Origin of the sequence: Rhodanobacter sp. L36, from assembly GCF_009765755.1 — a bacterium.
Lineage (GTDB): Bacteria > Pseudomonadota > Gammaproteobacteria > Xanthomonadales > Rhodanobacteraceae > Rhodanobacter.
The window spans coordinates 580,903-601,358 of record NZ_LMUV01000011.1; the positions used below are offsets into that span (position 1 = coordinate 580,903).

The following is a 20,456-nucleotide window of genomic DNA, read 5'->3' on the forward strand; positions in this document are numbered from 1 at the left end:
GAACCGATCAACATGACCACGCTGCGCAAAGCGACCGAAATGCCCGAGCCGACCAGCGCCTGCACCACTTCGGTATCGGCACTCAGGCGTGACAGCAACTCACCGACGCGGCTGCGTTCGAAGAAACCGACATCGAGACGAATCACCTGCGCGTACAGCGTGCGACGCAGTTCGGCGAGCGCGCGTTCGCCCAGCAGCGTGATGCAGAAATAACGCGCAGCGGTGGCGAAGGCGAGCACGAGCGCCACACCGAACAGCGCAACGAAGGTGGCATTCAAGACGGTGGCGCTCGAATGCCCGAAGCCCTGGTCGATGATGTGGCGTAGCGCCATCGGCAATACCAGCGATGCGCCGGATGAAATGCCGAGAAACAGCAGCCAGCCCAGAGCCAGTGCACGATGCGGTTTGAGGAAAGGCCAGAGCTGGCGCAGCGCGCCGATGCGGCGAGCGGGTTTGGGCTTGTCGATGGTGGCGTCGCTCATGGGCACTCGCAGAAAAACCGGCGACTGCACAAGCAGCCGTTCACGACATGGGGTGGACGGTGCGGCGATTCAATGCGCGGGCATGGCCTGCCATGGCGTTTCGCTCAATACGAAGTGGTGAGTGTGGCGCGTCCGCGCGTGAGGTCGGTGATGCGGGCTTGCGCTTCCGTCACGCGATGCAGCGGCAATTGCAGATGCAGGACGACACCATCGCCATCGAACTGCTCGGTGACGACGACGGCGTCGAGTTCCTTCAGTCGCGATTTGATCAACGCAAGCTCGGCGAAATCGCAGCGCAGGCTGGCCGATGTCATCTCCACGATCAGCACGCGCTCGGCGGTGCGCAGACACTCTGCGGCGCTGCCGCCGTACGCGCGCGCCAGTCCGCCGGCGCCGAGTTTGATGCCGCCATACCAGCGCGTGACCACGATCGCGACGCGATCCATGCGCTGTCCTTCGATGGCCTGCAGAATCGGCCGACCCGCGGTGCCGCCGGGTTCGCCATCGTCATGGAAGCGATAGTCCTGTCCGATGCGATAGGCCCAGCAGTTGTGCGTTGCCGTGGCATCGCTCACGTCGCGCACGAAGGCGAGCGCGTGTTCCGCCGAAGTGACCGGCGCTGCCTGTGCGAGGAAGCGACTCTTGCGGATGTCTTGCTGATGCCGGCAGGGGCGCGCCAGCGTCGACAGCGGTTCGCTCATGGCCGGGGCAGGCGGGCGCGCAGGTCGGTGGGGAGTTTCCAATCGGGATGCGCGCGATGGAATTCGATCAGGCGCGGCGTGGCTTCGTTGTCGCGGTGCTCGGAATACAGCGCGCGGATCGCGTCGAGTTGCTGCGCGGGTGTGTCGTCGGCGTCACTCGTTGGTATCGGTGCCGGAGGTGCGGCAGCAACCATGGGTGCGACGGCTGCGACCGGTGCAGCGGGAGATGGCGCCGTTACGGTTTCTGCTTCCGGAGCGGGTGCAGGTTCCGGCGCGGGTGTGGACGAAGGTGTCGTCGTGTATGCGAACAGTTTGTCGCGATGGGTGTCGTTCGTTTTCCCGAGGATGGCGGGAGGTGCAGCCTTGCTTGCATCTGCCACGAGGCCTTGCTGTGCGGGTTTGGACGGTATGGCGTTTGCCGAAGGTTCTTCGACAGGAGGCGGCGCAACAACAACGAATGAACGTCCTGCGACTGCGAGGTCTTTTTCGGGAGCGATCTTCTCGGGTGCAAGAGCACGACGGCTTTTTCGTGCGTCCAGCGACGCCATGGACTCGTCGAAAGATTGCTTCGGCGTGGCAGCCTCTCGCTTCGCGAACTCCGCGACAGGAGCAGGCGCACTTGGCAGCGAAGGCGTGATCGCTTTCTTGGCCATCGGTTCGGCGTGCACCGGTGCGGCCGGTGCAGCCGATGAGTTTCCGGCATCGGTGGAAGCGACTTGCGATGATGCAGGTGCCGACTGCAGCGAAGGCTCGCGCATGCGCCAGGCCAGACCCGCGACCAGTACCACGGTGGCCGCACTGCTCAGGCCGATCAGCCAGCGTGGCGGAGCTTTGCGCGTGCGCACGTCATCGTTGCGACGCGGCATTGCAGTGGCGTGCGTGTTCTTTCCATCCGAGGCCAGCGCCTTGGCGGCAGCGCGCAACACCGCGGCGTCCAGTGCGGCGCCGGGTTCGCTCTTGGGCAACTTGCGATACAGCGCGGCCAGCTCGGCTTCGCCGGGCAGTGCGTCGTCGTGGTCGGGTGGCAGGGGCGTGTTCATTCGGTCAGTACGTCGCGCAGTCGATTCATGGCGTAGCGCAACCGCGATTTCACGGTTTCGCGGCCGGTGCCGGTGACTTCGGCGATTTCCTCCAGGCTCAGTTCCTGTTCCATGCGCAGCATGACAGCCACGCGTTGCTCGTCAGGCAGTTGTTCGATGGCGCGCTGCAGATTGCGGCGTCGTTCGAAATCGGACAACGCGTGATCGGGTTGTTCGTGCTCGGGTGTCGCCACGGTCGCCAGCGCTGTTTCCGCTTCTGCGCCCTCGGCCATCGGTCGTTGCCGACGCATGCCGTCGATCATCAGGTTGTGTGCGATCTGCAGCAGCCAGGTGGTGAACTTGGCCTGCGGCTGGTAGCGCGTGCGTGCAGCGATCACCCGACTCCAGGTTTCCTGGAACAGCTCGTCGGTGCGATGCGGATCGCGCACGCTGCGCAACAGGAATCGGTAGAGCATGCCGCGATGCCGCGCATATAACGCTTCGAACGCAGCCATGTCGCCGCGCGCGTAGGCAAGCATCAACATCGCATCGGGGTCGACCGCAGCATCCATGGTGGTCGAGGGTAAGCGAAATGCGGGGGTACCGGATAGGTTCCGGCAAGGTTGCATGCCCGTCATGTCGCACCCGCAGCGCAAGCAATAAACATGTTGCGGCGCCGATGCACGGTGATGGCCGGGGAGGGGTGCCAAGGTCTGCGCACCCGCAACCAACGTTCGTGCATCGGCGCCGCGAACTTCAACGCGCCGCCGTTTCGCTGCTGTTGCCGTGTGTGGACAGGCCATCGGCCAGCTTTACCAGTTGCACGAAGCCGGCGCGGTAACCGTTCGGATCGGAGCCACGCGCGTCGTTGGCGAGGCGTGCAATCTGTGCATAGCCGTAACCGTCCAGATACTTTCCACCCTGCAGCGCATCGGCGAAGGCGGCGACGGCGGCGGCATAGCGAAGGCGCTCGCCGGGTTGAGCTTCGGGCTGCGCAGCGATCGGCTGTTCGATCAGACGACTCTCCGATTGCGCAGGCAGCTTGTAGCGCAGACGAAGAAAGGCAAGTTCGCTGCCCTTCGTCGCGGGCATTGTCTTGTCGCTGTAGCGCAGCGGATCAATGCGTACGGCTTGCGAACCCTTCGGGGTGATCTCGTAGATCGCGGTGACGTTGGCGCCCGCACCGATCTCGCCGGCATCGACCTTGTCGTTGTTGAAATCCTCGCGCTTGAGCATGCGCTTCTCGTAGCCGATCAACCGGTATTCCTGCACCTGCGCGGGATTGAACTCGACCTGGATCTTCACGTCCTTCGCGATCGTCAGCAGCGTGGCGGACATTTCATCCACCAGCACGCGGCGACCTTCCTGCAGGCTGTCGATGTAGTGATGGCTGCCGCTGCCGACATCGGCCAGCATCACGGCCATCGCATCGTTGTAATTGCCTTCGCCGAAGCCGAACGTGGTCAGCGCGATGCCGCTCTTGCGCTTGTCTTCGATGGTGGTCTTCAACGCATCTTCGCTCACCGTGCCGACGTTGAAGTCGCCATCGGTGGCGAGGATCACCCGGTTCACGCCGCCCTTGATGAAACCCTGTTCGGCCTGCGCATAGGCCGCGTCGATGCCGGCGGCGCCGTTGGTGGAACCGTTTGCGTCAAGTTGATCGATCGCTGCGTCGATGGTGGCGTGCCTGTCGCCGGCGGTGGAGGGCAGGGCAACACCTGCGTTGCCGGCGTAGGTGACGATGGCAACGCGATCCTGCTTGCGCAGCTCGCGCACCAGTTGCTTCAGCGAGGCCTTCAGCAGCGGCAGCTTGTCCGGTTCATCCATCGAGCCCGATGTGTCGATCAGGAACACCAGATTCGACGCGGGAATCTGCGCGGCCGGCACGCGATAGCCCTGTATGCCGATCATCAGCAACTCGCGTTTTGCATTCCATGGCGAAGGCGCGAGTTCGGTGGTGACGCTGAAGGGTTGACTGCGATTCGCCGGCGGCGTGTAGCCGTAGTCGAAGTAGTTGATGAATTCCTCGGCGCGCACGGCATCGGCCGGTGGCAACCGGCCTTCGTTCAACATGCGGCGCACGTTGGTATATGAGCCGGTGTCGACATCGATGCTGAAGGTCGAGACGGGTTGCTCGGCGGCAAGCAGCACGGGGTTGGCATCGCGATGCGCGTATTTTTCCGTGTTGATGTCGCCGGCCATCGGCTGCATTGGCGCTGCCATGCGGCCAGCAACGATGCCCATCGGCGCGCCCAAGGGCATGCTGGCTTGAGGAGCGTTTGCCGAAATCGACATTTCTTGCACGGCAGGCGCGGCGACTTTGGCGTACGCCTTGTCGGCCACGGCGGCCTGTGGCGATGATGGAGGAATTGCCTCAGGCTGTAGCGGTGGTTCGATCGCCTTCACGCCGCTTGTGGACGCCACAATGTCGGGTCGCGGCGCAGTGCAGCCGCTCAACACCACCAGCAAGGCAAGCAACAGACTGCGCAACAGGGCTTTCACGTTCATGGAACGGTTCTCCTTCGGTTCGTGAAAGATGAAACGCAGGTTCGTGCCGAACGGGGTTAATGCCGCGCGCGGCGCGGTAGCATGGCGTCCCCGGCACGTCCACACGGAACGACATGATCAACAACGACACGCTGCGCGCCATTCGCTACATGCTCGATCTGAGCGACGCGAAGGTGGTGGATATCACCCATCTGGCCGATGCGGCATTTTCGCTCGGCAAGGAAGACGTGCAGGCCTTTCTGAAAAAGGACGAGGAACCCGGTTACGTCGAATGCAGCAACGCGGTGCTCGCGCACTTCCTCGACGGACTGGTCATCCACCGCCGTGGTCGCGACGAAAGCCTGCCGCCACGTCCGGTGGAAAAACGCGTGACCAATAACGTGGTGCTTAAAAAACTGCGCGTGGCGTTCGAACTGAAAGACGTCGACATGCACGAGATTCTCGCCAACGCCGGCTTCCCCGTTTCCAAGCCCGAACTCAGCGCGCTGTTCCGCCAGCCGGGCCACAAGAATTTCCGCCTGTGCGGCGATCAGCTGCTGCGGAATTTCCTGAAAGGGCTGACGATGCGATTGCGCGGCGACAGCTGAAAGACAAGGCTGGTTGCTGCCAGGCGTTGTCAGCAGTGACAACGAATAGACGGCGCGTGTGGTGGGTTTCATCCGACTCTGCGCGCATCATGGAAATACTGTTCATTCGCTGATTTCGCACATGTCCCCACGTTCCACCCTTGCTCCGGTTGCGCTCGCGGTCGGCATGCTCTTGATCAGCATGGTGTCGTATCAGTGCGGCGCATCGCTGGCCAAGCATCTGTTTCCTGAGGTCGGTGCGCAGGGAGCTACCGCCTATCGACTGGGATTCAGCGCGCTGCTCCTGCTGCTGTGGAAACGACCGTGGCGCCGGATGGGAAACCAGCGCGACTGGCGCGTGCTGTGGGGATACGGCCTGTCGATGGGCGCGATGAACATGGTGTTCTACATGTCGTTGCGCACGATTCCGCTGGGCATTGCCGTGGCGCTGGAATTCACCGGGCCGCTCGCGCTGGCCTTGGTCGGTTCGCGTCGATGGATCGACTTCGTATGGATCGCGCTGGTGGTGATCGGGCTGGCGTTATTGCTTCCGCTGCGCGGTCACGTGCAGACGCTCGATCCGATGGGCGTGATGTATGCGCTCGCTGCCGGTGTGGGCTGGGCGCTGTACATCCTGCTCGGCAAGAAAGCCGGTGATGCTTACGGTGCGGATGCGGTGACGCTGGGCACATCGATCGGCGCGCTGCTCGCGATTCCGTTCGGCATCGCGCACGCCGGCAGTGCGTTGCTGTCGCCGACGTTGCTGCCCTATGCGCTGGGCGTCGCGGTGCTGAGCTCCGCGTTGCCGTATTCACTGGAGATGATCGCGCTGACCCGGTTGCCGGCGCGCACGTTCAGTACCTTGCTGAGCCTGGAGCCAGCCATCGCTGCAGTGGCCGGCGTGGCATTGCTGGGCGAACAACTCAGCCTGCTGCAGTGGCTGGCGATCCTGACAATCATCGTGGCCGCGGCGGGCACCGCGTTGAGCGTACAACGACCGGTGTTGATCGAGCCGTTGGCGAACTGAGTCCGACAAAGCGGCGAGTGCAAAGGAGTGCCGTTGTCACTTGGCCGCAACCGACGAAACTTACGGACTCAATTCATCGCCGGTGTTGACCGTCGCCTTGCGGTCCTGTTTGCCCCAGCCGACCGAAGGCCCGCGTATGGCCGTCCAAACGGAACGCACGACGACGTAGTACATCAGTTGCCGATAGCCGAAGCGTTGCAGGACGAGCCACCACATCAGGCTCCAACGTTCCTTTTTTTCCATCGCGAAGGCGAGGGCGGCGGCGGCGAGGTCCACGGCCATGAAGGCGGCGTAGAACACCAGCATGCGGATCAGGTTGGTGTTGTCGAACTGACCGCGGTGCTGCAGGTAATCGAGGCCGGTGCTGATGATCTGCCATACGAGCACGAGATCGATCAGCGGTGACACCACCGAGAAGAGGATCTGGAACAGCCACACCTGCGGCAGCGCGATCATGCCGAGTGCGCCATAGCGCGGACGGAACGTGGCGTCGCGATGTTTCCACAAACATTGCAGCGTGCCGTAGGCCCAGCGGAAGCGCTGGCGTGCGAGACCACGCGCGGTATCCGGCGCTTCGGTCCAGGCGATCGCTTCGGCATCGAACAGGGTGTGATATCCGGCCTTCTGCACGGCGATGGTGAGGTCCTGATCTTCGGCCAATGTTTCCGACGGAAAACCTCCGAGTTGCTCCAGAGCCTCGCGTCGCCACGCACCGACGGCACCGGGTACGACGGTGATGGCGCCGAGCGCGGCCAGCGCGCGACGTTCCAGATTCTGCGCGGTGATGTATTCGAGCGCCTGCCACAGCGTGATCAGATTGACGCGATTTCCGACTTTCGCATTGCCGGCAACGGCGCCAACTTTCGGATCGTTGAACCAGCGCACCAGTCGCGGAATGGTGTTCGGTTCGAACTGCGTGTCCGCATCCAGCGCAACGATCACCGCGCCCTTTGATTCGCTGAGCGCGGTGTTGACTGCGTGTGCCTTGCCGCCGTTGGGAATGGTGATGAGCCGTACGCGCGATTCGTTGGCGTAGTGCTCGGTGACCACGTCCGAAGTGCCATCGGTGGAGCCGTCATCGACCACGATGACTTCGATATTCGGATGCCGGCTGCGCAGGATGTAGCGGATCGAACTGGCGATCACCTTCGCTTCGTTGTACGCAGGAATCAGCACCGACACCAGCGGTGGATGCTCGCCAAGCACGGGCAGCGTGCGACGACGTTCGCGCGATCGGTTGAGCAGCGCGAGGCCACCGAGCAGCACCAGTCGCGCCACGCCGAGCCAGATGGCGAGCAGCAACAAGCCGCGAATGAAATGACCGAAGAAACCCAGCGCGAGAAACACCGATCGATCGGCCCAGCGCGACAACGAACCCGGCGTGAGCGTCGGCATGGTCTGTTCGCGCGTGAGCCCGGCCAGTTGCGAGACAGTGACGAAGTCATAGCCCTGTGCACGCAGGCCGTCGATGATGCGAGGCAGTGCGGCGACGGTCTGCGAGCGTTCACCACCGCTGTCATGCAGCAGCACCACCTGGCCCTTGCGATCCTGATTGGTGGCGTCGATACCGCTGAGCACGTTCTTGACGATGGCATCGACACCGGGGCGCTGCCAGTCTTCGGCGTCGACGTGCAGGCCGACCGCGATATAGCCCATCTTCTGCGCCAGTTCGATCGGCACCAACTCGTCGCCGGTGGTCGGTTCGGCATCGCCGAAATAAGGCGCGCGGAACAGCCGCATCGAGTGGCCGGTCAAGGCCTCGAACAGTCGCTGCGTGGCGTTGAGTTCCAGCGCGACGATGCTTGCCGGGCTGTCACCGAGATTCGGATGGGTGAAGGTGTGGTTGCCGACGTCGTGGCCTTCGGCGACTTCGCGCTGCACCAGCCGTGGCGACATCTCGGCGTTCTCGCCGATGATGAAGAACGTCGCCGGTACGTGCTTGGCCTTGAGGATGTCGAGGATCTGCGGCGTCCATTCCGGATCGGGGCCGTCATCGAAAGTCAGCGCGATCTTGTGCGGCAACGTGCCCACGCGCTGGATCACATACGAGCTTGGAAAGCCGGTGTACGACTCGTCGTCGATGCTGCCGTCGTCCTTGTCGACCTTCATGGTGCGCGAACCGGGCGAAGGCTGCGACGCGATCTGAAGGATTTCGCCCTGGCCCTCGATGTCTATGTCTTCGCCCTGGCCGATGGTGTTCATCTGGTCGGGCGCAGGCGAGCCGTAGTTGCGGCCCATCACCGACCATATCGACGGATCTTCCGAACCCAGTCGCCACAGCGCGTAGCCGTAAGGCTTGTAATCATCGGCGGCGTGAATCTGGTTGAACGCGGTGACGCCGTCGAGAAACCACACCTGATGCGAGATGCCGTTGTCTTCGCTGTACGAGAAATGCGGGTTCTGCGTATCGGGATCGAAGGTGACATCCGCATCCGCGTCGGACGCGCGATCCATGGTGTCCTGGAAGGTGAGCGTGTCGGCATTCTGGCCCTTCGCCCAGTCGTAACCATAGCCGCCGATGGCGATGATGGTCTGGTCCGAATCGAGCACCTTCATGCGCTTTTCAAGCGTGCTCTCGAACCAATCCTGCGCGGCGATGCTGCCGGGTTCCTTGCCGGCCCAATGCTGGTCGTATGCCATCAGCAACTCGAAATCGACGATGTCGGCATAACCGGCGTAATCCCACGCGGGATCGTCGAACGGCACGGAAAGCACGATGCCCCAGCCGTGCGGATCGAACGCATCGTTGAGTTCGTTGAGGAAAGCTTTCAGATCCTTCTGCGAGGTTTCCGGCACTTCCTCGAAATCGATCGTCACACCCTGGAACTTGTTGGCATCGATGAACGCGACGACCTGCGCAATGCGCGTCGCACGCATCGCGGGGTTGGCGAGCATGCGCGCGAGCCCGGGACCATCCCAGTTGCCGCCGGTGGCGTTTTGCAGCAGCGGCAGGATCGGCGTCGAGGGTTTCTGCGCGCGGATGTAATTCAGCGCCTTGGCATCGACGTCGGTGTGCAGCGCCATGTCTTCGCCAGCGGGCTTGGTGCCGATCGCCTTGTCCGTGCTCAGGCTCATCCAAGTGGGAATCACCCAGTCCAGCGTGGGCAGCGCGCGTTTCAGTGACGGGTAACTGTTGTCGTCCCAGTTGACGTAGAAGCCGATGGACAGCGGCCGATCGGCCGGCTTGTTCAACGACGGCGGCGGCGTGTGCACGGCGTTGTTCTTGCCAGCATGCGTGCGCGACGCATGCAGCAGTTTCTGCCTGGCGCGCAAGTCGGCGGCGAGCTTGGCTGCGGGTTTCAACAGCTCCGGTGCGGCTGCCTTGACGTTGGCGAGTGCGTGTCGCGTCTTGTTGTGATTGCCCAGCTGCAACCCGACCATGTTGGGCGCGATGAACAGGCTGATCGCGCAGGCGACCACGAACAGCGTGCTGACCACGCCAGCGAGCAAAGCCACACGCGAGACATGGCTCGCGCGTCGGCCGGTGGGGTCGAAGAAGATGGGTTTTTTTTGCATGCCTGAATCGAGTGGGCGGACGCTGAAGCGACCAGTGTGCACGTGACCGCTTAACTGCGGCGTAGTGGGGTGCTGAAGCTGTGAATGATACGGGATAAGCGGCGCGCGCCAGTCATCCGATCAGTTGATCAGCAGGTCGTCAGGCAATCACCGCGCCCGGCGCCGGCTTGCTGAAATCCTCGGGCGTCAGGTTCTGGGTCAGGCGGAACACGCCTTCCTGGATCTTGCGCGGCAGTACCACGTCGAGCACGGTGGTCTGGTGCGGACCGAGCATGCTGAAGAGGTCATCTGTCGCGGCGGTTTTGGCCAGCGCGTGATGCACCAGCCCGGCCAGGTCGGTCGGCTGCACGTTGGCGCCGTAAGGTCGATGACTGGCTACCGCGGCACGCAGCGTCTTGCGCGTGTTGGTGGGATCGGCCACGCGCGCATCGCCAGCCAGCAGGGAGTTATTGAGAAACAGCGTGATGGTCGTTTTGCTCTTGGAATTGGCCTGGCGATCGATCATGAAATCGTCCGGCATCATGTCCGGGCTGGCCTGCGGGCCGGCGGTGAAAAGAAAACCCGCGCCGGTAAGCGGCTCGCCCGCTTCGTCGGCAAGCCGCACGATCAGCATGCTGCGCGGATCGTGGATGTGCACGCGTGGCGAGAACAGCCCGGACGGATCAAGCTCCACCTTGTCGGCATCGCGTTGCGCATTTTCGGCATCGAAGGCCGTGCACAAGCCGGCGTAGTCGGCGGCAGTGCGAATCTGCAGGCAGCGCAGGATCGCCGCGATGGTCGGCGCCGCAGCACTCTGCAGGATGCCGTGCGCAGCCCCGGAATGCGATGCGCCGGCGATCAGCTTGAATGCGCTGCGCGGGCCCTGCTGCATGTTGAGCGTGAGCGTGTCGACGACATTGGTTGTGACCTGGCCCTGGATCGTCAGAAGCGCGTGCCGTGCGTTGAGATTGGCAGCAGCGAGGCGCACGACGCCATCGGAACCGTCTTCGCCGGTGTAGCTGTTGAGATGATCGTAGAGCGCACGGTCGGGGCGGTCGCCCACCAGCACGAACATGAAATGATCGCTCGCCACCGGATCGGGGCCGTGGATGTGATCGAGGTTGAGCGACAGCGATTCTGCGCTACCCAGTTCGAGCCAATCGAGAATGCGTTGCCCGGGTTCGATGCCGTCGAACCACGACTTCAATCGACCCAGCGTGCCCTTGCCGAGTTGCGCGAGCGCCGAACCGAAATTCGCCGGCGCCAGCATCACCAGATGGCTGAGCTTGATGGTGCTGTAACTGCCGGGTTTGTCGCGCTGCGCACGCAGCCATTCGCGCACCACCGGGCCGCCGGTGGAGTGGGTGATGCAGTCGAAACTTGCGTCGGTGAGGTGCAGATCACGCAGCGCGTGATCGAACGCGCGCACCACATCGCCCATCGTCACCGCGTCGTCGAAGCTCACGTATTCGGACAGCCAGATGTTTGCCAGCGTCAGCGTCACGCCGGCCGCCGTGGCCTGTTGCTGCAGTTGTTGCGGCATCTGACCGTAGGTCGAGGTGTTGCTGACGCTCCAGCCGTGGACGAACACAAGCGTGGTCATGGCTCAGCCTCGCGAAGTGAGTCGGGCCATGATGCCGGATGAAGCCGCGCCGCGGCATAGACAAGATGGCCTTGGCCGGATGTCCGATGCGCAAAGCCGGCGCTGCGTCGCGTTACTGCACGGCGAGCCGGCTTCCAGTCGAACCATCGTCCACCCGTCCATGGCTCACGAGTTGCATCGGCTGGCCCCACGGCGTCACGAAATCGACGACAACCCGCTCGCTGTCCACGCCGTCGGCGAGCCGCACGGGCTGGCCGACGATGCTGACGCGATGGGCGCGCAGCCACATAGCCGCCGCGGTGGCGTTATCGGTGGTGAACACGACGGTGGGCTCAACCGCACGCGTGTTGTTCCGGTGGATCAGTTCGACGGTGGAACCATCACCGCAATCCAGCATCGCAGCGGATGAAGCGACGTTCGTCGCGCTCTGCGCGATCACGTCGCAGTTCATCACGTCGTGGAAAAAGCCGATCGCCTGCGGCAGATCCGGCACGTGCAGGGATATGTAGCCGCCCGACGCGGCGCGGCTCAGGTTCGGCAGTGCGGCAAGAGCGAAGAAAACGGCAAACAGCAGGGAGCGCAGCAGGTTGTTCACGACAGTGTCCAGTGGGATGTCCCCAAGTTGGTCATGACTTGTCGAATACCAAGGGCACCGACGCGACCACAGCGTTTCCCCGCACGAACGACTCCGCCCGGACACCCGGCTTTGTTACGCTGCAACCTTTCCGAGGATTGCCACTTTCATGTCGTTGATGCTGCTTCTCGCCCTGATTTGTGTGGCGGCTATCGCCGGCTGGAGGCGTCGTCGACGCCTCTCGCGCTGGCTCACGCTGCTGACGCTGGTGTTGTTTCTGGCGATCGCCTGCGGGCCGGTGCCGCGCCTGTTGCTGCACGATCTGCAGGATAGCTACGCCTCGATGCCTTCGGGCAAGTGGGCCGCGCGCAATGCGATCGTGGTGCTCGGTGTGGGCACCACGCGCGCATCACGCGAGGCGCCGCTGGAACCGCCGGTGTTCGCTTACGGGCGTCTTGCGCATGCAGCGATCCTGTATCGCGATTGCAAGGCGTCAGGCCAGCAATGCATGGTGCTGGTGACAGGCGGCGATCCGCAGAAACATGGTTCTGCAGAAGCGCAGGTCTATGCCGTGACACTGCGCAAGCTTGGCGTAGCCGACAACGACCTGCAGGTGGAACCGCGCAGCATGACGACATGGCAGAACGCGCAGTTCACGCGTCCGATGCTCCTCACCTATGCGCCGCAGCGCATGTTGCTGCTGACTTCGGGTTTCCACATGCGTCGCAGCCTGCTGTACTTCGCGCACTTCGGCATGAACGCCGAACCCGTGCGCGGTGACGAGATCAACGCCACCACGCCGAGCTGGCCCGATGCATGGAACATCGCCTTGTGCGATGTGGTGCTGCACGAATATGCCGGCATTGCGCGTTATCACATCTACAACGTGCTCGGCTGGAACGCGCCGCCGGTGCTGACTCCGGCAATTCCGGCGACGCGATAACCCAGACTCAGGCGGATTTGGCGAGCGACGCTATGTCGATCACGAAGCGATAGCGCACGTCGCTTTTCAGCATGCGTTCGTAGGCGTCGTTGATGTCCTGGATGTCGATCATCTCGATGTCCGCACTGATGCCGTGCTCGGCACAGAAGTCCAGCATCTCCTGCGTCTCGGCGATGCCGCCGATGCCGGAGCCGGCGATGGAATGCCGGCCTGAAATCACCGCGCCGGCACTCACTGGCGGATCGAGCGGCTGCAGTTGCCCGACCAGGCAATGCACGCCGTTGACGGCCAGCGTCGCTAGGTAGGGATTGAGGTCATGCGGATTCGGCACCGTGTCCAGAATGAATTCGAACTGGTTGGCCACCGCCTTCATCTGCGCCTCGTCAGTGGAAAGCACCACATGACCTGCGCCGAGCCGGCGTGCTTCCTCTTCCTTGCCCGCCGAACGCGTGAACAGCGTGACATCCGCGCCGAGCGCCTTGGCGAACTTCAATCCCATGTGTCCGAGACCGCCCAGGCCGATCACGGCGACCTTGCTGCCCTTGCCGATTTTCCAATGACGCAAAGGCGAGTACGTGGTGATGCCGGCGCAAAGCAGCGGCGCGGCTGATTTCGGATCGAGTCCGTCGGGAATGTTCACCACGAACTTGTCGGACACCACGATGCGCTCGGAATAGCCGCCGTAGGTCGGCAGGCCGTCGCGACGATCGATGCCGTTGTAGGTCCAGGTGGCGCCGCCCTCGAGGCAATATTGCTCCAGGCCTTGCGCGCACGAACTGCAGTGCTGGCACGAGTCGACCATGCAGCCGACGCCGACCATGTCGCCGACCTTGAACTTGCTCACGCCCGCGCCGACCGAGCTGACGCGACCGATGATCTCGTGACCGGGCACCATCGGGAATTGGCTGTTGCCCCATTCGTTGCGCGCCTGATGCAGATCGGAGTGGCAGACGCCGCAATAAAGGATGTCGACCACCACGTCGTCCGCGCGCGGATCGCGACGTTCGAAGGCATGCGGGGCCACCGGCGTGGTGGCGGATTGTGCAGCGTAACCACGGATATTCAGGGACATGGTTTTCTCCTTGGACGAACGACGATCGATGCGACGATTATGCGCAGCACGGCCAGTCAGCCGATAGCAGGATGCTGCGCAATCCTTGCCTGATCCTGCAAAGACCTCCGAAAGCCACTCGCGCTGCCGTGCAGGAACAGGCAATCTTCGGTTCTGCAGAAGTGAGTGCGAACGCCATGACATCGGAACCTTCCGTCACCGACTCCACCGACCGCATGCAACGCGATCGGGAGGAACTGGCAAGCCGCATTGATCGATCGACACCTTCCGACGGCATCCACGCCACTGCCTTGCCGGCGTTGCGCCTGTTCCGCGCCAGTGATCCGGGCGCGCAGGTTTGCGCCATGTACGAACCGGGCCTCGCATTGGTGGCGCAGGGCGCAAAGCAGGTTTTTCTGGCGGGCGAATCCTATCGTTATGACCAGGCCAACTATCTGGTTACCTCGATCGATCTGCCGGTGTCTTCGCAGGTGATCGGCGCCACGCCGGAGCAGCCGTATCTGTGCGCGATGTTGCGCTTCGACACGCGACGCATCGGTGAGCTGCTGGCGGAAACCGACATGCCTGAGCCGACGATGTCCGCTGGCCGCGGCCTGTCGGTGAGCCCGTTAAGCAGCGAGTTGCTGGATACCGTATTGCGTCTCGTGCGGCTGCTCGCCACGCCGCAGGATCTGCCGATTCTTGCGCCGCTGGTCGAGCGCGAATTGCTGTATCGATTGCTGCTCGGCGAGCAAGGCCCGCGCTTGCGCCACATCGCCACCAACGGCAGTCGCGGCCATCAGATTTCGCGCGCGATCGGATGGCTGAAGAATCACTACCATCAACCGCTGCGCATTGAGGAGCTGGCCGGCACGGTGAGCATGAGCGCGTCGTCGCTGCATCACCATTTTCGCGCGATCACCGCGATGAGTCCGCTGCAATACCAGAAACAGTTGCGCCTGCAGGAGGCGCGCCGACTGCTGCTGACCGAACGCTGCGATGTGGCATCGGCCGCGCATCGCGTGGGTTATGAAAGCCCGTCGCAATTCAGCCGCGAATACAGCCGGCAGTTCGGCGCGCCACCGCTGCGCGATGCGGAACGTTTGCGTGGCGGCACGCTTGCGCTGGTCGGATGACCGACGAGTGATTCACCCGCGTTCGCGCATCACCATCAGCCTGATGTCGGTCATGTCCTCGATCGCGTAACGCACGCCTTCGCGACCGAGCCCGGAAAGCTTGACCCCGCCGTAAGGCATGTTGTCCACGCGAAAACTCGGCACGTCGTTGACGACCACGCCGCCCGCTTCGAGCTCGTTCCACGCGCGCATCGCGTGATCGAGCCGATCGGTGAAGATGCCGGCCTGCAGGCCGTAATCGGAATCGTTGACCATCGCAATCGCCTCGCCGAAATTCCTGAAACGCGTGAGCAATGCGAACGGACCGAATGCTTCGAGCCGATTCGCCCTGGCATCGTTGGGAACGTTTTCCATCAGCGTCGCCTCGAGCATGTTGCCTTTGCGATTGCCGCCGCACAGCAGCTTGCCGCCGGCTTTGCGTGCCTCGCCGATCCAGCCATGCAAACGCTCGGCAGCGGCCTCGTCGATCATCGGGCCGACAAAGGTCTCCTTTTTCTTCGGGTCGCCGGCGATCAGCTTTTTCGTGGCGGCAACCAGACGTTTTTTCAGTGCGTCGTAGATGTCGTTGTGAGCAATGATGCGCTGCACGCCGATGCAGCTTTGACCGGACTGGTAGAACGCGCCGAAGATCAATCGCTCGACTACATAGTCGAGCTTCGCTCCCTGGTCGGCATCGACGATGCAGGCGGCGTTGCCGCCGAGTTCCAGCACGACTTTCTTGCGGCCGGCGCGTGCCTTCAAATCCCAGCCGATCTGCCCACCAGTGAACGACAGCAACTTGAAACGTTCGTCTTCCACCAACGGATTGGCGTGTTTGCCATCCAGCGTGAGTATCGAGAATGCGCCCTTGGGCAAATCGGTTTCAGCCAGCACCTGGCCGATGATCAACGCGCCGATCGGGGTTTTCTCGGAAGGTTTCAGCACGAACGGACAGCCCGCGGCAATCGCCGGCGCCACTTTGTGCGCGACCAGATTGAGCGGAAAATTGAATGGCGTGATGAACGACACCGGCCCGATCGGCACGCGCTGGGTAAAGCCGCGATAGCCGTCCAGACGGCTGGCCAGTTCCAGGTTCAGCGTTTCGCCGTTGGTGCGCACCGATTCCTCGGCGGCGATCTGGAACGTCTCGATCAATCGCGTCACTTCGCCGGCGGAATCCTTGATTGGCTTGCCCGCTTCGATGCATAGCGCCTCGGCCAGTTCATCTCGGCGATCGGCGAATCGTTTCGCGCAATGTTGCAATACGTCGCGTCGCGCCCACGGTTTGAATTCGCGCATCGGCGTGCCGGCCTTCACCGCTGCGACGATGGCTTTCTCGACTGCCTTCGCATCCGGCACGGCCACACGCGTGGCAACCTTGCCGCTGTATTTGTCCAGCACGTCGAGCATCGTCTTCGATGTCTGCGGCTGGTTGGCAAGATAATACGGGTAGGTTTTTTCAAGCATGGCGGCGGCCGTGGCGACGAGTTGCCGAAAGCATAAGCGCGTCGACCGTTCAACATTCGTGAGTTGGTCCTGTCCTCGTCGTGATCGACCGTGGTGGCCTGCCACAGCAGCGTACACTGGCCCCACTTCCATCCGGCGCCGTTGAACATCATGCCCATCTATCCGTTCGTGATCGTCGTTCTGATCCTGCTGTTTTCAGGCCTGCGTGTGCTGCAGCAATTTCAGCGCGGCCTTGTGTTCCGGCTCGGACGTTACAGCGGCACGCGTGGTCCCGGCCTGACCTGGATCATCCCGGTGATCGAGCGCATGCAGGTCGTCGATGTGCGCGTGATGACTCAGGACATCGAACCGCAGGAAACCATGACCAACGACAACGTGCCGGTGAAGGTGCGCGCGGTGGTCTGGTACAAGGTCATCAATCCCGAACGCGCCATCGTCGAGGTGGCGAATTTCGAGGACGCCGTACGACAGACGGCACTCACCAGCCTGCGCAGCGTGATGGGCCAGCACTCGCTCGACGAGTTGCTGAAGGAGCAGGAAAAACTGTCCAGCATGCTCGGCGAAATCATCGACAAGGTGACCGAGCCGTGGGGCGTGGAAGTGGATCGCGTGCAGATCAAGGACGTGGAAATTCCGCAATCCATGCAACGCGCCATGGCGCAGGAAGCCGAAGCGCATCGCGAGAAACGCGCACGCATCATCAAGGCCGAAGCCGAGCACGACGCAGCGCTCAAACTCACCGAGGCCGCTGCCAAAATGGCACACATGCCGATGGCGATGGAACTGCGACGCATGCAGATGCTGACCGAGGTCGGCGCGGAGCAGAACACGATGACCATCGTGATGATGCCGTCCGAATTCGTCAGCGCCGCCGGTGCGCTGGTTCGCCTGGCGGATAACGCCAGCAGCAGCTGACGTTCTCGATCGCACGCAACCAGCGAACTCCATTGGCCCAATGAATACACGCAGGGCGAGCTGAAAAATGCGAACTAGTGGTCGGTGACGCGCAACCGCAGCTGCCCGTCAGCAAGGCGCGCTGTAACGGCGTCGCCTTCGACAACGGATGATGCGGCGCGCACCACGCGGCCCGCATCATCGAAAACAATCGCGTATCCACGGTCCAGCGTCGCCAGCGGACTCACCGTATGAAGCGCGCGGGCAACGTGTTGAAGTTGCGTCTTGCGACGTTCGAGCGCGTGCAGCATCACTCGGCGCAGGCGCAGATCCTGTTCGGCGAGGCGTCGTTCCAGCAGCGGAAGACGTGCGCGAGGGTGTTGGGAGAGCAGTCGCGCATGCAGGCGTTCTAGCCGTGATTGTCGAAGCTGCTGCTGTTCGCGCAGCACAGTCGCAAGGCGTCGCTGCAAATTGATCAGTCGTTCGCGATCGCGGGCCAGGCGAGCCTGCGGTCGCTGCGCTTGCAGGCGGACCAGCAGATGATCAACGCGCTGCGCGTGCGACTGCAAACGCCGTTGCTGCCATGTGAGCAGTCGCTGCCGAAGTTGTCTCAGATGGCGGTCGACCACTCCTGCATCGGGAACGAGAAGCTCGGCTGCAGCTGAGGGCGTGGGTGCGCGCAGATCGGCGACAAAGTCCGCAATGCTGAAATCTATTTCGTGTCCGACGGCCGAAATCACCGGCACGGCACTGGCGTGAATGGCACGCGCGACCGCCTCGTCGTTGAAGGCCCAGAGATCTTCCAGCGAACCGCCGCCACGGGTCAGCAGCAGCACGCCGTAACGACCGCTTGCAGAAGCCTTGCGCAGCATGGAGACGATCGCCGGCGGCGCCTCGCGACCCTGCACCGGCACCGGCAGCACATCGACTTCGACAAGCGGCCAGCGTCTCGAAAGCACGCTCAACACATCGCGCACAGCCGCGCCGGTGGCCGAGGTGATCACGCCGATGCGGTGCACGTGCAGCGGCAAGGGGCGCTTGCGCAACTGCGCGAACAGGCCTTCGGCATCGAGCCGCGTCTTGAGTTGTTCGAATTCGCGCTGCAGGGCGCCTTCGCCGGCCGGCTCCATCGACTCGGCCACCAGCTGGAATTCGCCGCGTGGTTCGTACAGGCCGACGCGCGCGCGCACCAGTACCTGCATGCCGTCGACCGGACGAAAGCGCAGCGTTCCCGCTCGGGGTTTGAACATCGCGCAACGAACCTGCGCGCCGCTGTCCTTCAGAGTGAAGTACAGATGTCCCGACGCCGGCCGAGCCACGTTCGACAGCTCGCCTTCGATCCACACTTGCGCCAGTGCATCTTCCAGCAGACCGCGAACCAGTCGGTTCAACGTGCTCGGAGTGAGGATGTGCCGGGGCGGTGCTCCGGTGCCATCGGAGAGAGAGTCAGGGCTGCGCATGGGCCGTGAAGGCTAACATGATGTATCTCCTGCAAACCATTGAGAAACAAGCCGTGCAGCATCGACGACGCATGTAGCTCAGTCGTCATCGGGCTCGGTGTCAGCCTGTCGATGTCGCTGGCGCAACCGCCAGCCACGGATGCCGAGGTTAAGCGAAAACCACGCGGCAATCAGCGCGAACGGCCAGCCGATCCACGCCGGCCAAAGCACCGCGATCACCGCCAGCAGCGCCAGCACGACGGTGCCGACCAGCAGCGGTACGCTGGAGGTATTTTCGAGCACGCGATGGTTGGACAACGCTGCACTCACACTGTTCGCAATGCGCAACGCACTCGCTGCCGCGCGACTCGAACTGCCGCTGCCTCCACGCGCGCGACGCGGCCGTGCGTGACTGCTCTGCACGCTTTCGCCGCGACGGCGCTGGCGCGGAGCCAGCACGATTTCGGTGGCGTTCTGCAAATCCTTCTCGTATTGCGCGGCGAGTTGGCCGGCGAATCCTGCGTCCTCGACCGCCACATCGATCTCTCGATTGCCGAGCCAGCTGGCGATGTTGAGATTCGACGAGCCCACGCGCGCCCACTGGGCGTCGGCGACGGCGGTTTTTGCGTGCAGCATCGAGCCGTTCCACTCGAACACGCGAATGCCGGCTTTCAATAGCGGGCGATAGCCAGAGCGCGACATCGCGGCGACGGCTGGAATATCGCTGCTGCCGGGCACCAGCAGGCGCACGTCCACGCCATCGAGCGATGCCGCTACCAGCGCCTGTACGTAGGGAGCCACGCCGACGAAATATGCGTCGGTGAGCCACAGCGTTTCGCGCGCCATCGACGCGATCAGCTGATCAAGTCGGTACATGCCGGCGGTGGATGGCTGCGTCGCGATCACCCGTAGCGATACCGAACCGGCAGGCTCGACGCTGGCTGGCGCGGGAGTAAGCGCGGGCAGGTCAGCACCGATACCGCTCCAGCTCTGGGCGAAAGCGGTTTCCAGTTCGATGACCGCCGGGCCGCGCAACGCCACGCCGGTGTCGCGCCAGGGCGCAATGTCACGCGTGCTGTCACCTAGCCATTTTTCGCTGATGCAAACGCCGGACAGAAAGCCGTGTACGCCGTCGACCACCAGCAGTTTCCGGTGATCGCGACTGATCCAGCCGAACGGTGCACCAAGTTGCGGCGGATTGAAGATGCGAACGTCGCCGCCGGCCGCGCGCAGCGGTGCCCAGAATGCGTTGCGCGACTGCCCCAGGCAGCCGGCCCAGTCCGCCACGACCGCGACCATCACGCCAGCTTGCGCGCGTTCGATCAGCGCATCGCGGAACAGCTGTCCGATCGCGTCGTCGCGCACGATGTAGTTTTCCAGCAGCACGCGATGCCGAGCGCCTCGGATGGCCGCGAGCCATGCGTCGTAATTGGCTTGCGCGTCGATCAGCAACTCGATGGCGTTGCCTTCGATGAGCGGCGCGCCGGCCGCGCGGCTCAGTGCCTGTTGCGCGAGCAGTCGGCTGGTGGTCGGGGGCAGCGAGGGTTTCGTCGACATGCCGCGAGTGTAGGC

17 protein-coding genes are annotated in these 20,456 nt (G+C 63.2%); 5 read left to right on the top strand and 12 right to left on the bottom strand.

The features are described 5' to 3' along the window. The 5 genes from GSQ73_RS12385 to GSQ73_RS12405 form a co-directional block, all read right to left on the bottom strand. Positions 1-482: ABC transporter transmembrane domain-containing protein (locus tag GSQ73_RS12385; protein WP_254063401.1), on the bottom strand; the 482-nt coding region annotated here is incomplete at its 3' end. Between the two features lie 104 nt (positions 483-586). Next, on the bottom strand, positions 587-1,183 hold the full coding sequence (locus tag GSQ73_RS12390) for a YigZ family protein (protein WP_158884417.1): 597 nt from the start codon (positions 1,181-1,183) through the stop codon (positions 587-589). Further along, positions 1,180-2,223 (bottom strand): hypothetical protein, encoded by a 1,044-nt coding sequence (locus tag GSQ73_RS12395; protein ID WP_158884419.1) that lies wholly within the window; start codon positions 2,221-2,223, stop codon positions 1,180-1,182. The genes GSQ73_RS12390 and GSQ73_RS12395 overlap by 4 nt, the downstream gene beginning before the upstream one ends. Then, the gene (locus GSQ73_RS12400) at positions 2,220-2,774 is read right to left on the bottom strand and encodes an RNA polymerase sigma factor (RefSeq protein ID WP_158884421.1); all 555 of its coding nucleotides are present in this window, start codon (positions 2,772-2,774) and stop codon (positions 2,220-2,222) included. The genes GSQ73_RS12395 and GSQ73_RS12400 overlap by 4 nt, the downstream gene beginning before the upstream one ends. A 184-nt stretch (positions 2,775-2,958) precedes the next feature. Further along, positions 2,959-4,710, bottom strand: a complete 1,752-nt coding sequence (locus GSQ73_RS12405) for a VWA domain-containing protein (protein ID WP_158884423.1) — start codon at positions 4,708-4,710, stop codon at positions 2,959-2,961. 113 nt (positions 4,711-4,823) lie between these two features. On the opposite strand from GSQ73_RS12405, the gene GSQ73_RS12410 reads away from it, so the two are divergent. Both GSQ73_RS12410 and GSQ73_RS12415 read left to right on the top strand, forming a co-directional pair. Continuing rightward, a complete protein-coding gene (locus tag GSQ73_RS12410) occupies positions 4,824-5,297 on the top strand; it encodes a DUF1456 family protein (protein ID WP_158884425.1) in 474 nt (157 codons plus the stop codon). Positions 5,298-5,418: 121 nt separating this feature from the next. Then, on the top strand, positions 5,419-6,303 hold the full coding sequence (locus tag GSQ73_RS12415; RefSeq protein WP_158884427.1) for an EamA family transporter: 885 nt from the start codon (positions 5,419-5,421) through the stop codon (positions 6,301-6,303). Positions 6,304-6,363: 60 nt separating this feature from the next. Here GSQ73_RS12415 and GSQ73_RS12420 read toward each other — a convergent pair whose 3' ends face one another. From GSQ73_RS12420 to GSQ73_RS12430, 3 genes are all read right to left on the bottom strand, one after another. After that, a complete protein-coding gene (locus GSQ73_RS12420) occupies positions 6,364-9,819 on the bottom strand; it encodes a glycosyltransferase (protein WP_158884429.1) in 3,456 nt (1,151 codons plus the stop codon). Positions 9,820-9,958: 139 nt separating this feature from the next. Continuing rightward, positions 9,959-11,401 carry a phospholipase gene (locus GSQ73_RS12425; protein ID WP_158884431.1) on the bottom strand — a complete coding sequence of 481 codons (1,443 nt, stop codon included), beginning with the start codon at positions 11,399-11,401 and terminating at the stop codon, positions 9,959-9,961. A 112-nt stretch (positions 11,402-11,513) separates the two neighbouring features. After that, positions 11,514-11,996 carry a VOC family protein gene (locus GSQ73_RS12430; protein WP_158884433.1) on the bottom strand — a complete coding sequence of 161 codons (483 nt, stop codon included), beginning with the start codon at positions 11,994-11,996 and terminating at the stop codon, positions 11,514-11,516. 148 nt (positions 11,997-12,144) lie between these two features. On the opposite strand from GSQ73_RS12430, the gene GSQ73_RS12435 reads away from it, so the two are divergent. Beyond that, a complete protein-coding gene (locus GSQ73_RS12435) occupies positions 12,145-12,918 on the top strand; it encodes a YdcF family protein (RefSeq protein ID WP_158884434.1) in 774 nt (257 codons plus the stop codon). 7 nt (positions 12,919-12,925) lie between these two features. Here GSQ73_RS12435 and GSQ73_RS12440 read toward each other — a convergent pair whose 3' ends face one another. Further along, complete coding sequence (locus GSQ73_RS12440) at positions 12,926-13,990, bottom strand: NAD(P)-dependent alcohol dehydrogenase (RefSeq protein WP_158884436.1); 1,065 nt, start codon at positions 13,988-13,990, stop codon at positions 12,926-12,928. A 71-nt stretch (positions 13,991-14,061) separates the two neighbouring features. Between GSQ73_RS12440 and GSQ73_RS12445 the strand changes: the two genes are divergently transcribed. Continuing rightward, positions 14,062-15,105, top strand: a complete 1,044-nt coding sequence (locus GSQ73_RS12445) for an AraC family transcriptional regulator (protein WP_254063402.1) — start codon at positions 14,062-14,064, stop codon at positions 15,103-15,105. Positions 15,106-15,117: 12 nt separating this feature from the next. On the opposite strand, the gene GSQ73_RS12450 is transcribed toward GSQ73_RS12445, so the two are convergent. Further along, positions 15,118-16,551 carry an aldehyde dehydrogenase family protein gene (locus GSQ73_RS12450; protein WP_158884438.1) on the bottom strand — a complete coding sequence of 478 codons (1,434 nt, stop codon included), beginning with the start codon at positions 16,549-16,551 and terminating at the stop codon, positions 15,118-15,120. A 150-nt stretch (positions 16,552-16,701) separates the two neighbouring features. On the opposite strand from GSQ73_RS12450, the gene GSQ73_RS12455 reads away from it, so the two are divergent. Beyond that, positions 16,702-17,466 carry a slipin family protein gene (locus GSQ73_RS12455; protein WP_158884440.1) on the top strand — a complete coding sequence of 255 codons (765 nt, stop codon included), beginning with the start codon at positions 16,702-16,704 and terminating at the stop codon, positions 17,464-17,466. Positions 17,467-17,540: 74 nt separating this feature from the next. Here GSQ73_RS12455 and xseA read toward each other — a convergent pair whose 3' ends face one another. Beyond that, the gene (gene xseA / locus GSQ73_RS12460) at positions 17,541-18,905 is read right to left on the bottom strand and encodes an exodeoxyribonuclease VII large subunit (protein ID WP_158884442.1); all 1,365 of its coding nucleotides are present in this window, start codon (positions 18,903-18,905) and stop codon (positions 17,541-17,543) included. A gap of 78 nt (positions 18,906-18,983) precedes the next feature. Continuing rightward, on the bottom strand, positions 18,984-20,441 hold the full coding sequence (locus GSQ73_RS12465) for a phospholipase D-like domain-containing protein (protein WP_158886454.1): 1,458 nt from the start codon (positions 20,439-20,441) through the stop codon (positions 18,984-18,986). Positions 20,442-20,456: the final 15 nt, after the last annotated feature.

Bases quoted from the DNA above. Each gene is read 5' to 3' on its own strand.
- GSQ73_RS12390 (WP_158884417.1), bottom strand. From the start codon at position 1,183: ATGAGCGAACCGCTGTCGACGCTGGCGCGCCCCTGCCGGCATCAGCAA.
- GSQ73_RS12395 (WP_158884419.1), bottom strand. From the start codon at position 2,223: ATGAACACGCCCCTGCCACCCGACCACGACGACGCACTGCCCGGCGAA.
- GSQ73_RS12400 (WP_158884421.1), bottom strand. From the start codon at position 2,774: ATGGATGCTGCGGTCGACCCCGATGCGATGTTGATGCTTGCCTACGCG.
- GSQ73_RS12405 (WP_158884423.1), bottom strand. From the start codon at position 4,710: ATGAACGTGAAAGCCCTGTTGCGCAGTCTGTTGCTTGCCTTGCTGGTG.
- GSQ73_RS12410 (WP_158884425.1), top strand. From the start codon at position 4,824: ATGATCAACAACGACACGCTGCGCGCCATTCGCTACATGCTCGATCTG.
- GSQ73_RS12415 (WP_158884427.1), top strand. From the start codon at position 5,419: ATGTCCCCACGTTCCACCCTTGCTCCGGTTGCGCTCGCGGTCGGCATG.
- GSQ73_RS12420 (WP_158884429.1), bottom strand. From the start codon at position 9,819: ATGCAAAAAAAACCCATCTTCTTCGACCCCACCGGCCGACGCGCGAGC.
- GSQ73_RS12425 (WP_158884431.1), bottom strand. From the start codon at position 11,401: ATGACCACGCTTGTGTTCGTCCACGGCTGGAGCGTCAGCAACACCTCG.
- GSQ73_RS12435 (WP_158884434.1), top strand. From the start codon at position 12,145: ATGTCGTTGATGCTGCTTCTCGCCCTGATTTGTGTGGCGGCTATCGCC.
- GSQ73_RS12440 (WP_158884436.1), bottom strand. From the start codon at position 13,990: ATGTCCCTGAATATCCGTGGTTACGCTGCACAATCCGCCACCACGCCG.
- GSQ73_RS12445 (WP_254063402.1), top strand. From the start codon at position 14,062: ATGCTGCGCAATCCTTGCCTGATCCTGCAAAGACCTCCGAAAGCCACT.
- GSQ73_RS12450 (WP_158884438.1), bottom strand. From the start codon at position 16,551: ATGCTTGAAAAAACCTACCCGTATTATCTTGCCAACCAGCCGCAGACA.
- GSQ73_RS12455 (WP_158884440.1), top strand. From the start codon at position 16,702: ATGCCCATCTATCCGTTCGTGATCGTCGTTCTGATCCTGCTGTTTTCA.
- xseA (WP_158884442.1), bottom strand. From the start codon at position 18,905: ATGCGCAGCCCTGACTCTCTCTCCGATGGCACCGGAGCACCGCCCCGG.
- GSQ73_RS12465 (WP_158886454.1), bottom strand. From the start codon at position 20,441: ATGTCGACGAAACCCTCGCTGCCCCCGACCACCAGCCGACTGCTCGCG.